Consider the following 12,266-nt stretch of genomic DNA (forward strand, 5'->3'; position numbering starts at 1 on the left):
CTCGCGCTTGCCGCCGCTTCGCGGCTCGTTCCGGACGGGACGCCAACGGGCGCGATGCCCGGTTGGGCTTGCGGCCTTCGGCCGTAGCGCGCATTCAAAGAGGGCGAACTCGGCCCGCGTGAAGTTCAGCCAAAGCCTGCTCGGCAAACTTATCCAGCCGGCCAGCCTTGGCGTCCGCCTCGATCTGCATATCCCACACCTCTGCCTGATACGCTGCGAACCATTTGGTAAAGGCCTTTAGTTCTTTGGTCTTCAGGGCTGCGATGGATCTTTCAATCTGTTCGAGCTTGGTCATGGGGCGAAACTAGCATGGCCATCGTCCAATTCCAGACAAACAAAAAGGCGGGATAAATCCCGCCTTCCCATTTTCGGTAGCCTGATCGGAGCTTTAAGTCCGGGCCGGCAGCTATCTGCTGATCCAGCTTGTCGGGTCTTTCTGCTCCAGCGCGCTTCTCGCGCGACCGTCAGTACATCCGTGACTCGCCGCGCGCCCCGAACTCTCGTCCGGCGCGCGCTATCGCAAAATCAGGCTGCCTTGCTCAGAGAACCAGCGGACGACTTGCCTGTGCGGCGGTCCTGCTCGATCTCGAAGTTGATTTTCTGGCCTTCGACCAGGGTCGACAGTCCAGCGCGCTCGACAGCGGAGATGTGAACGAAAACGTCCGCACCGCCCGAATCAGGCTGAATGAAGCCGAAGCCCTTGGTGGCATTGAACCACTTGACCGTACCAGTTGCCATATGAATAGTCCTCGCATTTGCTTTGGTTTGACCGAACCGAGGTTCAGCCGGTTTGTATCGAGATTTTGGAGATAGACGTCAGCAAACGCGAAGATCGCGAGGCCCGGATCGATCGGCCGAAATATCAATGGAGCTGATATAGGCGGGTTTCGCACCAAAAACAAGATGGCTCGAAAAATGGCGTTGCGGTGGCGCCGCCCAAAGGCCGCCCCAATCGCATGAAAGCGTCGAGCAATCGGGAAGATCGGGACGCCCGACGGCGTTAGTCCGGTTTTGGGAGACTGTCATGAAAACGGTTGTGAAAACCATTCTGCTTGCCGCCTGCCTGACGCTGGCGGCCGCCGAGGCGCAGGCGATCTCGCGCTACGACCCCACTCGTATGAGCTGCGACAGGGTGCAAGGCACGATCGCCCGCCAGGGCGCGGTCATCCTGCGCTATCAGTCCAGGCGCGTGCCGGGGCTGCCGCTCTTCGACCGCTATGTGCAGAGCCAGCAATTCTGCAATATCGGCGAGGTCAGGAAGCGCGCCTATGTACCGAGCGCCGATACCGAGTCCTGCCCGGTCTATCTCTGCAAGCGGGTCGAGAACGACCATTTTCACCGCCGCTTCCTGCGCCGTCATTAGGCATATTGATATTCAGGTGAGGCCGGCCTGCGAACGATGGTCTTCTGCGCGTCCGGTGCCCACGTACATTAAGTACGCTCCGCTCCGGTTCTCGAAGACCATAGTTCTCGGTGCGGCCTGACCTGAATCTCAACATACCCAGCCGGCATACCATTCAAGCTCTTAGAACCCGAACGAGACCTGCGCCGCCGGCGGCGGGCCGACGCGCACGCCTTCCATGGCCAGCATCTTTTCCTTGGTGGCCGAGCCGCCGGGCGCCGAGAAGCCGCCGATCTTGCCGCCCGCGGCTAGTATCCGATGGCAGGGGATGACCAGCGGCACCGGGTTGGCGCCCAGCGCTGCCCCGGTTTCGCGCGGCAGGCCGGCTTGGCCGGCGCGCTTGGCCAGTTCGCCATAGGTGGTGGTTTCGCCGTAATGCAGTTTCCGCGCCGCGTCGTAGATGGCGAGACGGAAGTCGTCGACGCCGTCGAGATCGACCGGCACACCGGAGAAATCGACGTCCTCGCCTGACGCATACGCCTTGATCGAGGCGATCAGCTCGACCACCCATTGCGGCTGCCCAATGTTCGCAGTCGTATTGGCGGCAACACCGGCATGCCGCATCAGCCGGCGTTCCACCGCTTCGCGGCTCCTTTCGGGCAGGCAGAGCCGGATCAGGCCCTTTTCGCTCCAGGCGATGCCCATGAAGCCGATCACTGTTTCTAACACTGCGTGGCCGGCTGTGATCGAAGATGCCGTTTCCATGATGCGCTCCTTTCCGCAAAGTGGCGAAAACCGGGATGCCGACCGGTACATATGCAGACAATATGGCATCTGAGCCCGGCTCTCGCCACCCGAAAACCACCAGATGGTCCCGATTGCCCACCAGGAATCGCTGGTGTAAGGACTTCTTAACAACCGACAAATCGGACCCGCGCGGCTTGCCAGCAAAATTCAACCTTTTCGCGATCTCTGTGATCGTCGGCGCAGCTGCCCTCAGCGGCTGCCAATCGACCTCGCAGATGAAGGCTACGCCTGCGCTAACCGAAACCGCGACCGCCGCCGGCAGCGATGCCGGCTTCACCTTGCCGCTGCCCGATACGGTTTCGGTGCTACCGCAATCCTCGGGCATAACACCCGTCCAGGCGGCCGAAGCGACGCCGGCCACGCCAGCGCTCGATGCCGCTGCGCAGCCGGTTGCCGCGACGGCGGCCTTTGCCGGCGCGACGCCCACGGCCCCGGCCGTGCCTGCGGTGATGGCCGCCAATGCCTGGCAGGCGCCTGCGCCCGCCAACGCCGGACAGCCGGTCGCGGCGCAATATACGACCGCCAGCCTTGTCATGCCGGCGACCGCCAAGGGCGGCCAGAACGCCATGCCCGGCGTGCAGCAGGTAGCCTATGTCGTGCCGCAGAACCCGGCTTCCCTGGGCCAGTTCCCCGCCGCGCCGCTCGGTCTCCCGGAAGAAGAGCATGCGACCGGCATGCGCGGCGACGTCGACCGGCTGATCCAGAAATACGCTGCTCTCTACGAGGTGCCGGTCGATCTGGTGCGCCACGTCGTCAACCGCGAAAGCACCTACAATCCGAAGGCTTACAATAACGGCCATTGGGGCCTGATGCAGATCAAGCACGCGACGGCGCGCGGCATGGGCTATGACGGGCCGGCCAAGGGCTTGTTCGACGCCGAAACCAATCTGAAATACGCGGTCAAATATCTGCGTGGCGCCTGGCTGGTGGCGGGTGGCAACGCCAAGAAGGCCGATTGGCTCTACCAGACCGGCTATTATTTCGACGCCAAGCGCAAAGGCCTGCTCGAGGCCACCGGCCTCGGTGTCGACCGCAAGCGCCGCCGGCTGCAGCCCGACGCCTGAGCGCGATGCCTGAACCGCGCCCGCCGGCCCAAAACGACATCCGGCTGCGCAAGATCCTCGACGAGACGCTCGTTGCACCGCACTGGCCGGCCGGCTTTACCATGCGCTGCTTCGAACATGGTGACGCGCAGCCCTTGCACGCGCTTTTGACCGAGGTGTTCGACGACGGCACCGACGGCCCGTTCGACGAATGGTGGCCGCGCATATCCAGCGATTCCGAATTCGACCCGGCGCTGTGTTTCCTCGTCATCGACGCCAAAGGACGGCTGGCGGCGGCAGCGCTGTGCTGGACGAGGGCCTTCGTCAAGGACCTCGCGGTCCATCCCGAAGCGCGCGGCAAAGGCATTGGCGAAGCGCTGATGTGGCAGGCTTTCAGCGCCTTTCGGGATCGGGGCGCGGCCTATGTCGACCTCAAGACCAACACGGTCGAGAACGCCGCGGCGCTCAGGCTCTACGAGCGGCTGGGAATGATGCCTGTCGCCTGGGAAGGGTAGGGGCTTTTTTCTTGCCGCAGTCCCCTGGGAAAACGCTACGCGCTTTTCCCGGGAAAAGCGGTTCCCACCTTTCCTGGAATTGCTCGAGCGCTGTTGAAAACCTCCGGATTGTGAACTGCTTCACATTGGCCGCCGCAACCGGATGCTAACTCACCATCCATGCCTTTCGACCGATGGCGGATCGACGACTGGCAGATGTGGAGGGGCTGCACCGGCATGTGTTCAGCCACTCCTTGGCGGGTCCCAGGCGGGGGTTTGGGGCCCGCCAGTCGTTTTACGGTCGCCCTCAGATATCGGGCGCATTGCCGATCTTCTTTTTGAGCTCAATCGCCCAGGCGCGGCCCTCGTCGCCGCCCCACAACAGCCAGGCGATATGGCCGGCCGAAGGATTGTCTTCATTGCCGTAATTCTTGCCGCGCTTGTCGACCTCGTGGCGGGCGAAGTAGCTGACCATGCGGCGGATAGTGGATGGCGCCAGCTTTTCGCGGTTCTTGAGTTCCGTCGCCCGCGCCACGCCGATCTCGGTGCCGCCCCGGCCGAATTCTCTTCGCAGCCTCAACCCCTTGGCGGCATTGTCGGCCACCACTTGCGGGCAGCGCAGATCGATCTCTTCATCCTCTTGCATGTGTCTCCCCAGCTCCGGAAGCACTAGCCTGCGGACCCAATGCGGGAAAAGCAACCGGTTCCCAATGCCGCGCCGTCCATCAGGACCAGGATCCGCGCGCCATCGGCGCGTGCGAGATCCTGTGGAACCTTATGGATGTCACGCCTGAGGGTCGGCCGAACTGGACCGAACAGCTGCAATATGGCGAGGCGTGCTGTCCTGAGGTTTGTCCGCCAGGGGCTCGGGACGGCTCTTCGGCAGATGGTCGCTGACGAATAGTTCTCCGGACGCAACCCTGCCGCCAATGCCGCGTTTGATTAGCCGAGGGAAATTTTCAAATCGGAGAACTCAGATGAAAACGCTTCTCACCATTGCCGCCGTCGCCTTGTTCGCCGGTGCCCCTGCCGCCCTTGCGGCCAACTCGACTGCGGTCGCGCCTGCCATGGCCGCCAGCAAGGTCGATACCCCAACCTTCGTCAAGACGGTGCCTAGCTCCAACGAATTCGAAATCCAGTCGAGCAAGCTCGCCGAGGAAAAATCCAAGGCGGCTGACGTCAAGAAATTCGCCAAGCAGATGGTCAAGGACCACACCAAAGCCGGCAAGGAGTTCAAGGCGGCGCTGAGCCAGGGCCAGACCACCGGTTCGACCAAAGCCGCGGGACCGGCCCTGCAGCCGAAGGAGCAGGCAATGCTCGACGAGTTGAAGAGCGCAAGCGGCAAGGATTTTGACGCCAAGTACATCCAGATGCAGACGGACGCGCACAAGGAGGCCGTAGCCCTTTTCAGCAGCTATGCCAACTCGGGCGACGACCCGGCGATGAGGGAATTCGCCAAGAAGACGCTGCCGACGCTGCAGATGCACGAGAAGCACGTGAAGGAACTCGCGGCCGCGCATCAGGGTTGAGGGTTGGTGTCTGGCCAGCAATAGCATTCTACGGCGCCCCCTCTGTCCTGCCGGACATCTCGCCCACGAGTGGGGAGATCAGCAGCGTCGGCGCCGTGCTTTTCTTGCGACGGTGAAAATTGGCGAAGGCTGAGGCGACAGCCAATCTCCCTTCTTGTGGGGGAGATGTCCGGCAGGACAGAGGGGGGCGCCGTAGAGTGCGACGGCCGATGCCTGCCGTTGGCAAGGCATTGCGGCAAAGTGGCTCTGTGGCTGCGCCGGCAGTGACATACATTGCCGCCACCAATTCAATGGAGCTCCCATGCCCAAGATCGACCTGTCCACCGTGCCTGTCCGCAAGGGCTCCGGCTACCCCGCACCCTTCGACGCCCCTTGCGCCGAGCGCACACGCCACCGCCTCGGCGATGCCGGCGGCCTCACCGATTTCGGCGTCAACCTGATGACATTGCCATCAGGCGGCTGGTCGAGCCAGCGGCACTGGCACAGCCATGAGGACGAGCTTGTCTATGTGCTGGACGGCGAACTGGTGCTGGTCGAGGATGGCGGCGAGACGCTGCTCAAGGCCGGCGACTGCGCGACCTTTGCCAAGAACAGCGGCAACGGCCACCACATGATCAACCGCTCGTCCACAACGGCGCGCTATCTCGAGGTCGGCTCGCGCAATCCGGATGATCTCATCACTTGCTCGGACATCGACATGATGAGCCCGAGTTCCGATGGCAGGTTTCTGCACAAGGATGGCATGCCCTATCCGGGGCAGGGGTGACGGCTGGACTATGGTCCGGTGCTGGCGTTCGCTGGGCGGGGGGATAAGCTCCTCACAATCAAAGGTGGCGCAGGCCCCCTCATCCGACCGCTTCGCGGCCACCTTCTCCCCACTGGGGAGAAGGTGGAAGCGCTGGCGCTGACCGGCTCCTCTCCCCTCGGGGAGAGGTCAGCCGAGCGAAGCGGAGGCTGGGTGAGGGGGCCTTGGCGCCAGCTTGGCAAACAAAGGGAGCATCACCATGAAAAAAGAAATCATCGAAGTGCCCGTCATGTCGGCCAAGGTCCGGGCGCTCGGGCTGCCCTGCTCGACGGCGGTGAGGGCCAATGGCTTCGTGTTCATCTCGGCGACGCCGCCGGTGGACATGGTGACCGGCGAGATGGTGCGCGGCGACATCGACACCCAGACCGAGGCGTCGCTGAAGGCGCTGAAGCACTGCCTGGAAGCGGCGGGAACCTCGCTCGACAACGTGGTGATGGTGCGCATCTACGCCGTCAATTCCGGCTTCTACAACGCCATCAACCGGGTCTATGCCCGGTATTTCAGCGTCAACCCGCCGGCGCGCAGTTTTGTGCCGGTGGCGTCCTGGCCGATGGAGTTTGATATAGAGATTGAGTGCGTGGCGGTGGGTTGAAAGGAATTAATGAGAGCAACTGAGGCGGCCTTCATTTGCAATGTAAATGTCAATCGAAATTTCCCCAAGAGATGCTCACAACAACACCTTTGGCTTGCATATTCGTGCAGGATCAAACACATTAGTAGAGAGTAGGGAGGAAACGATGAATGACGTGAACGTAAATCAAATCGCTGCGACTGCTGCTGCCTCGTTGGTGAAAGACTTTTTTAAAGCGCTTTCGTCATCTGTCACAAAGACTGTTAGCAAGAAGTACTCGCAATATTTTGAGAATTTTTCCCGATACCTTGAGAGGATGTATGCTACATGCAGTCTTGTTAAAACGATCATAAATAAAGAAAGTCCGGTAAAAATCGAGGAGATTTATGTTAAATCAAAATTTAAATGCGGAAAAGACGTATTAGATGATGATAACCTTTGTCAGCATGTAAGGGATGGCAAGAGACTAATTGTAACCGGATTTGGTGGCATCGGGAAAACGATATTCTGTAAGTATCTATTTATTAGTGTTTTTCAAAACCCCGGCGGGAAAATCCCCGTATTTTTTGAGCTTCGACGAATTAACGATATAAGTCAAAAAGACCTATCAACTTACCTTAGGGTGTCGGCTTCTGCCGAGGATGAAGTGGTAACCGATGAAGTTTTCAAGGCCATGATGGCAGATGGTCGATTCATATTTATACTAGATGGCTTTGACGAGATACCTGACGAGTACCGAAACGATATACAGCGTCAGATACTTGAGCTAGCTCATTTATATCCCGACTGTGGTGTGGCGGTATCAAGCCGCTTTGATGATCGGTTTGCCTCGTGGCAGGAGTTCTACGTTTACCAAGCACTTCCGTTCAGTAAAGAGCAGACTCGACTTGTCATTGAGAAGGCGAAATTTGATCCTGAGACAAAAAAAGAGTTTATGTCTAACATATTTGAAAAAAGGTATGATGATTATAAGGGGTTTTTCTCCACCCCGCTACTTACCTTGATGATGCTTATGACTTACCTGCAGATCAGGCATATCCCTGACAACGTGCATATATTTTATAGATACGCCTTTCAGACACTATTCACGCTGCACGATGCGAGCAAGCAGGGCTTCCAAAGGCAGCGTAAGTTAAAGTTAAGTGAACAGGAATTTTTAGAAGTCTTTTCTATATTTTGTCTCTCATCTTACGCGGATATGGAACATACCTTCAACGAAGGAGAGTGTATTACATATATCGATAGAGCTAAGAAGAGAACTGGCAAGATATTTGAATCAAGAGATTTTCTATTCGACGCCGTGGAGTCTGTGAATTTGTTATTCAAAGACGGAGATCAGTATTCATTTATACATAGGTCTTTTCAGGAGTATTTCTCGGCCTATGCGATTACTCATTTCTTCGTTAAGCCGATACGGCAAGTCTTGAAAAAGATTCCCTTGAGAGAATCTGACTCCGTCTTTTCCATGGTGTATTCCATGAACCCTGCCTTGGTGGAGGAAGTGTACATAATCCCTGAATTCGACGGTGCATCTGTCAAAATGAGGGGTGTTCTCAAAGAGACCGGTCCTATACAGATTCTTGGCCTATCTGATTATAGACTGAGTTTTAGCTTCTTCACGCGCGAAAGGGGAGCTGTCCCATTTGTTTATAGATACTATAACTCGTCCGATTTCGAAAATTTTGTTAGTTCGATATATTTGATGTTTAAAGGAATTGCTCCAAAGGATCTCAGCAGGCCACCGCGGTCGGCAAGTTTAATAAAATCAGTTTCTTTTATTTCTCGGTTCCTTAAGAACAAGAGCCTTATACCTATTTCGGACCATATAATCGTAGACGTGTCGTTTAATTTTGAGCAAGAAAGATTGGATGTCTTGTATCGTCACGAAGACGATCCGCCTACTACTAGCAAATCATTCGTTGTCCCACTTGGCGACATTAAGTGGGAGGCAGGTCTTCCGATTGTAGGCGAGACTGCTAAGCGACTTAAAGACAGATGTGCTTTTGTCAAGAGAAGAGTTGATGAATTGAAGAGGAATTTTAAGAAATCAAGAGACACATCGGACGACATACTTTCTTTGTGAAAACTACTGTTCAGGAGTGTTTCACATCAACTGGTATATGGCCGTTGAAGGGAGGCACAGGCGGCATTACGCAAAATACTCCTGCAGCGGCCTGACCTCCAGGCTCCCTGCCTTCAGCGCCGTAATCGCCTCGGCCACCGCCGCGGCGCCCGACAGCGTCGTATAATACGGCACCTTCTGCATCAGCGTGGCGCGGCGCAGGGACTTCGAGTCCGATACCGCCTTCTGGCCATCCGTCGTGTTGAAGACGATCTGGACCTGGCGGTTGCGGATGGCGTCTTCGATGTGGGGCCGGCCCTCCAGCACCTTGTTGATCTTCTGGGCGTCGACGCCATTTTCGGCGAGGAAGCGGGCCGTGCCGGATGTCGCCAGCACCTTGAAGCCCTGGCCGGCGAGGCGCTTGACCGCCGGCAGGATGCCGGCCTTGTCCTCGTCGCGCACCGAGACGAACAGCGTGCCGGAGCGGGGGAGATCGACGCCGGCGCCGAGCTGGCTCTTGGCGAAGGCCAGCGCAAAATCGCGGTCGAGGCCCATGACCTCGCCGGTCGAGCGCATTTCGGGGCCGAGCAATATGTCGACGCCGGGGAAGCGGGCGAAGGGGAAGACGGCTTCCTTGACCGCGATGTGGCCGGGGTTTCTCGGGTCGGGCATCGCGCCGTAATGGGCGAAGGCGTCTTCCAGCTTTTCGCCGGCCATGATGCGTGCGGCAATCTTGGCGATGGGCCGGCCGATGGTCTTGGCGACGAAGGGCACGGTGCGCGATGCGCGCGGGTTGACCTCCAGCACATAGACCGTGCCGTCCTTGATCGCATACTGCACGTTCATCAGGCCGCCGACGTTGAGCGCGCGGGCAAGCGCCGCCGTCTGGCGCTCCAGCTCGTCGACCAGCTCGGAAGGCAGCGAGTGAACAGGGAGCGAGCAGGCGCTATCGCCGGAGTGGATGCCGGCCTCCTCGATGTGCTCCAGAATGCCTGAGACGAATGTCGACTTGCCGTCGCACAGGCAGTCGACATCGACCTCGATGGCGCCCGAGAGATAGGTGTCGAACAAAAGCGGGTTCTTGCCCAAGAGCGTGTTGATCTGGCCGGTCTTGTCGTTGGGGTATTTCTGCTTGATGTCCTCCGGCACCAGGCCGGGCACGGTGTCGAGCAGGTAGCTCTGCAGCATGCCTTCGTCATGGATGATCTGCATGGCGCGGCCGCCGAGCACATAAGAGGGGCGCACCACCAAGGGAAAGCCGAGTTCGCCCGCGACGAGGCGGGCCTGCTCGACAGAATAGGCGATGCCGTTCTTCGGCTGGCTGAGGTTGAGCTTGTGCAGCAGCTTCTGGAAACGGTCGCGGTCCTCGGCGAGATCGATCATGTCGGGTGACGTGCCCAGGATCGGGATGCCGGCCTTCTCCAGCGCGTCGGCAAGCTTCAGCGGCGTCTGGCCGCCGAACTGGACGATGACGCCGACCAGTTCGCCCGAGGCCTGTTCGGCGCGCAGGATCTCCAGCACGTCTTCCGCCGTCAGCGGCTCGAAATAGAGCCGGTCGGAGGTGTCGTAGTCGGTCGACACCGTTTCGGGATTGCAGTTGATCATGATCGCTTCATAGCCGGCGTCGCGCAGCGCGAAGGCGGCATGGCAGCAACAATAGTCGAACTCGATGCCCTGGCCGATGCGGTTCGGACCGCCGCCGAGGATGACGACTTTTTTTCGCGATGACACCTGCGCCTCGTTGGCGAGCGCGCCGGCGAACGGGACTTCATAGGTCGAGTACATGTAGGCGGTCGGCGAGGCGAACTCGGCAGCGCAGGTGTCGATGCGCTTATAAACCGGATGAACGTCGAGCTTTTCACGAATCTTCGCAATCACTTCGGCGTCGGTCTTCGTCAGCGAGGCGAGGCGAGCATCGGAGAAGCCCATCGCCTTCAGCATGCGCAGATTGACGGCGTCCTGTGGGATGCCGTGCTCGCGGATGCGGGCTTCCATGGAAACGATGCCGGCGATCTGTTCGAGGAACCACGGGTCGATCTTGCACATGGCGTGCACGTCTTCGAGCGAGGTGCCCATGCGGATCGCCTGCGCCACCATGCGCAACCGGTCGGGCGTCGGCGTGCCCAATGCGGCGCGAATGGCGTTGCGGTCGTCGGCGTGGTTGGCAGCCACGGCGCCGTGGCCGAGGCCGGGGATCTCGATCTCGTCTAGGCCGGTGAGGCCGGTTTCCAGTCCACGCAAAGCCTTCTGCAGGGACTCCTGGAAGGTGCGGCCGATGGCCATGACTTCGCCGACCGACTTCATGGCGGTGGTAAGCACCGGCTCGGCGCCGGGAAATTTCTCGAAGGCAAAGCGCGGGATTTTTGTGACGACGTAATCGATGCTCGGCTCGAAGGAGGCGGGCGTGGCGCCGCCGGTGATGTCGTTCTCCAGCTCGTCCAGCGTGTAGCCGACAGCGAGCTTGGCCGCGATCTTGGCGATCGGAAAACCGGTCGCCTTCGAAGCCAAGGCGGAACTGCGCGAGACGCGCGGGTTCATCTCGATGACGACCAGCCGGCCATCGGCCGGATTGACGGCGAACTGCACATTGGAGCCGCCGGTCTCGACGCCGATCTCGCGCAGCACCGCTATCGAGGCGTTGCGCATCATCTGGTATTCCTTGTCGGTCAGCGTCAGCGCGGGGGCAACGGTGATCGAGTCACCGGTGTGTACGCCCATCGGGTCGATGTTCTCGATCGAGCAGACGATGATGCAATTGTCCGCCTTGTCGCGGACGACCTCCATCTCGTACTCCTTCCAGCCGAGCACGCTTTCCTCGATCAGCACTTCGGTAGTCGGCGAGGCGTCGAGGCCGGACTGGACAATGTCGTAGAATTCGGCGCGGTTGTAGGCGATGCCGCCGCCGGTGCCGCCCATGGTGAAGGACGGGCGGATGATGGCGGGCAGGCCGACATGGTCGAGCGCCTGGGCGGCAATCGCCATGCCATGGCTGATGTAGCGCTGCTTGCGGTCGCCTTCGCCGAGGTTCCAGCGGGTTTCCAGCGCGTCGAGCGCGGCATCGAGGTCGGCAGGCGCCTCGGCCTTGACGGCGGCGCGCTCGGCCTCATGGGTCTTGCGGTCGGCGTTCTTGACGTCGGTGGCATTGGCCAGCATCGACTTCGGCGTTTCCAGGCCGATCTTCTTCATCGCCTCGCGAAACAGCGCCCGGTCCTCAGCCTTGTCGATCGCCGTGGCGTCGGCGCCGATCATCTCGACATTGTAGCGCTCGAGCACGCCCATGCGGCGCAGCGACAGAGCGGTATTGAGCGCGGTCTGGCCGCCCATGGTCGGCAGCAGCGCGTCGGGCCGCTCCTTGGCGATGATCTTGGCGACGACTTCAGGCGTGATCGGCTCGATATAGGTGGCGTCGGCCAGTTCCGGGTCGGTCATTATGGTGGCCGGGTTGGAATTGACCAGGATGACGCGAAAGCCCTCTTCCTTCAGCGCCTTGCAGGCCTGTGTGCCGGAATAATCGAACTCACAGGCCTGGCCGATGACGATGGGGCCGGCCCCGATGATCAGGATCGACTTGATGTCGGTGCGTCTTGGCATCGTTGTGAGTTCCGTTCGGCGA

Annotated in this window: 12 protein-coding genes; 7 read left to right on the forward strand and 5 right to left on the reverse strand. The window is 59.7% G+C overall.

What is annotated here, in order from left to right:
• Positions 1–94: 94 nt before the first annotated feature.
• Together NKK50_RS09395 and NKK50_RS09400 are read right to left on the reverse strand one after the other, a co-directional pair.
• Positions 95–295: a hypothetical protein gene (locus tag NKK50_RS09395; RefSeq protein WP_023713920.1), complete on the reverse strand. Its 201-nt coding sequence runs from the start codon at positions 293–295 to the stop codon at positions 95–97.
• A 230-nt stretch (positions 296–525) separates the two neighbouring features.
• Positions 526–738, reverse strand: coding sequence for a cold-shock protein (locus NKK50_RS09400; protein ID WP_015316174.1), 213 nt, complete (start codon positions 736–738; stop codon positions 526–528).
• Positions 739–1,036: 298 nt separating this feature from the next.
• On the opposite strand from NKK50_RS09400, the gene NKK50_RS09405 reads away from it, so the two are divergent.
• Entirely contained in the window at positions 1,037–1,363 is a 327-nt protein-coding gene (locus NKK50_RS09405; protein ID WP_023823440.1) for a hypothetical protein, read from the forward strand.
• A 162-nt stretch (positions 1,364–1,525) separates the two neighbouring features.
• Here NKK50_RS09405 and NKK50_RS09410 read toward each other — a convergent pair whose 3' ends face one another.
• Entirely contained in the window at positions 1,526–2,107 is a 582-nt protein-coding gene (locus NKK50_RS09410; protein WP_023671959.1) for a methylated-DNA--[protein]-cysteine S-methyltransferase, read from the reverse strand.
• Between the two features lie 176 nt (positions 2,108–2,283).
• On the opposite strand from NKK50_RS09410, the gene NKK50_RS09415 reads away from it, so the two are divergent.
• Together NKK50_RS09415 and NKK50_RS09420 are read left to right on the forward strand one after the other, a co-directional pair.
• Positions 2,284–3,213 (forward strand): transglycosylase SLT domain-containing protein, encoded by a 930-nt coding sequence (locus NKK50_RS09415; RefSeq protein WP_352543284.1) that lies wholly within the window; start codon positions 2,284–2,286, stop codon positions 3,211–3,213.
• A gap of 5 nt (positions 3,214–3,218) precedes the next feature.
• On the forward strand, positions 3,219–3,707 hold the full coding sequence (locus NKK50_RS09420) for a GNAT family N-acetyltransferase (protein WP_352543285.1): 489 nt from the start codon (positions 3,219–3,221) through the stop codon (positions 3,705–3,707).
• A 286-nt stretch (positions 3,708–3,993) separates the two neighbouring features.
• Here NKK50_RS09420 and NKK50_RS09425 read toward each other — a convergent pair whose 3' ends face one another.
• Complete coding sequence (locus NKK50_RS09425) at positions 3,994–4,332, reverse strand: hypothetical protein (RefSeq protein ID WP_023691534.1); 339 nt, start codon at positions 4,330–4,332, stop codon at positions 3,994–3,996.
• Between the two features lie 331 nt (positions 4,333–4,663).
• Here NKK50_RS09425 and NKK50_RS09430 point away from each other — a divergent pair, with 331 nt between their 5' ends.
• The 4 genes from NKK50_RS09430 to NKK50_RS09445 all read left to right on the forward strand — a co-directional run bounded on the left by NKK50_RS09430 (position 4,664) and on the right by NKK50_RS09445 (position 8,674).
• Positions 4,664–5,215 (forward strand): DUF4142 domain-containing protein, encoded by a 552-nt coding sequence (locus tag NKK50_RS09430; RefSeq protein ID WP_352543286.1) that lies wholly within the window; start codon positions 4,664–4,666, stop codon positions 5,213–5,215.
• A gap of 301 nt (positions 5,216–5,516) precedes the next feature.
• The gene (locus NKK50_RS09435; RefSeq protein WP_352543287.1) at positions 5,517–5,981 is read left to right on the forward strand and encodes a cupin domain-containing protein; all 465 of its coding nucleotides are present in this window, start codon (positions 5,517–5,519) and stop codon (positions 5,979–5,981) included.
• A gap of 238 nt (positions 5,982–6,219) precedes the next feature.
• On the forward strand, positions 6,220–6,612 hold the full coding sequence (locus tag NKK50_RS09440; protein WP_352543288.1) for a RidA family protein: 393 nt from the start codon (positions 6,220–6,222) through the stop codon (positions 6,610–6,612).
• Between the two features lie 145 nt (positions 6,613–6,757).
• Complete coding sequence (locus tag NKK50_RS09445; protein ID WP_352543289.1) at positions 6,758–8,674, forward strand: NACHT domain-containing protein; 1,917 nt, start codon at positions 6,758–6,760, stop codon at positions 8,672–8,674.
• 66 nt (positions 8,675–8,740) lie between these two features.
• Here NKK50_RS09445 and carB read toward each other — a convergent pair whose 3' ends face one another.
• Positions 8,741–12,244, reverse strand: coding sequence for a carbamoyl-phosphate synthase large subunit (gene carB, locus NKK50_RS09450; protein ID WP_352543290.1), 3,504 nt, complete (start codon positions 12,242–12,244; stop codon positions 8,741–8,743).
• Positions 12,245–12,266 lie beyond the last annotated feature (22 nt).

The sequence above is a fragment of the Mesorhizobium sp. M0001 genome (genome assembly GCF_040324255.1).
Classification (GTDB): Bacteria; Pseudomonadota; Alphaproteobacteria; order Rhizobiales; family Rhizobiaceae; genus Mesorhizobium.

Bases quoted from the DNA above. Each gene is read 5' to 3' on its own strand.
- NKK50_RS09395 (WP_023713920.1), bottom strand. From the start codon at position 295: ATGACCAAGCTCGAACAGATTGAAAGATCCATCGCAGCCCTGAAGACC.
- NKK50_RS09400 (WP_015316174.1), bottom strand. From the start codon at position 738: ATGGCAACTGGTACGGTCAAGTGGTTCAATGCCACCAAGGGCTTCGGC.
- NKK50_RS09410 (WP_023671959.1), bottom strand. From the start codon at position 2,107: ATGGAAACGGCATCTTCGATCACAGCCGGCCACGCAGTGTTAGAAACA.
- NKK50_RS09420 (WP_352543285.1), top strand. From the start codon at position 3,219: ATGCCTGAACCGCGCCCGCCGGCCCAAAACGACATCCGGCTGCGCAAG.
- NKK50_RS09425 (WP_023691534.1), bottom strand. From the start codon at position 4,332: ATGCAAGAGGATGAAGAGATCGATCTGCGCTGCCCGCAAGTGGTGGCC.
- NKK50_RS09430 (WP_352543286.1), top strand. From the start codon at position 4,664: ATGAAAACGCTTCTCACCATTGCCGCCGTCGCCTTGTTCGCCGGTGCC.
- NKK50_RS09435 (WP_352543287.1), top strand. From the start codon at position 5,517: ATGCCCAAGATCGACCTGTCCACCGTGCCTGTCCGCAAGGGCTCCGGC.
- NKK50_RS09440 (WP_352543288.1), top strand. From the start codon at position 6,220: ATGAAAAAAGAAATCATCGAAGTGCCCGTCATGTCGGCCAAGGTCCGG.
- NKK50_RS09445 (WP_352543289.1), top strand. From the start codon at position 6,758: ATGAATGACGTGAACGTAAATCAAATCGCTGCGACTGCTGCTGCCTCG.
- carB (WP_352543290.1), bottom strand. From the start codon at position 12,244: ATGCCAAGACGCACCGACATCAAGTCGATCCTGATCATCGGGGCCGGC.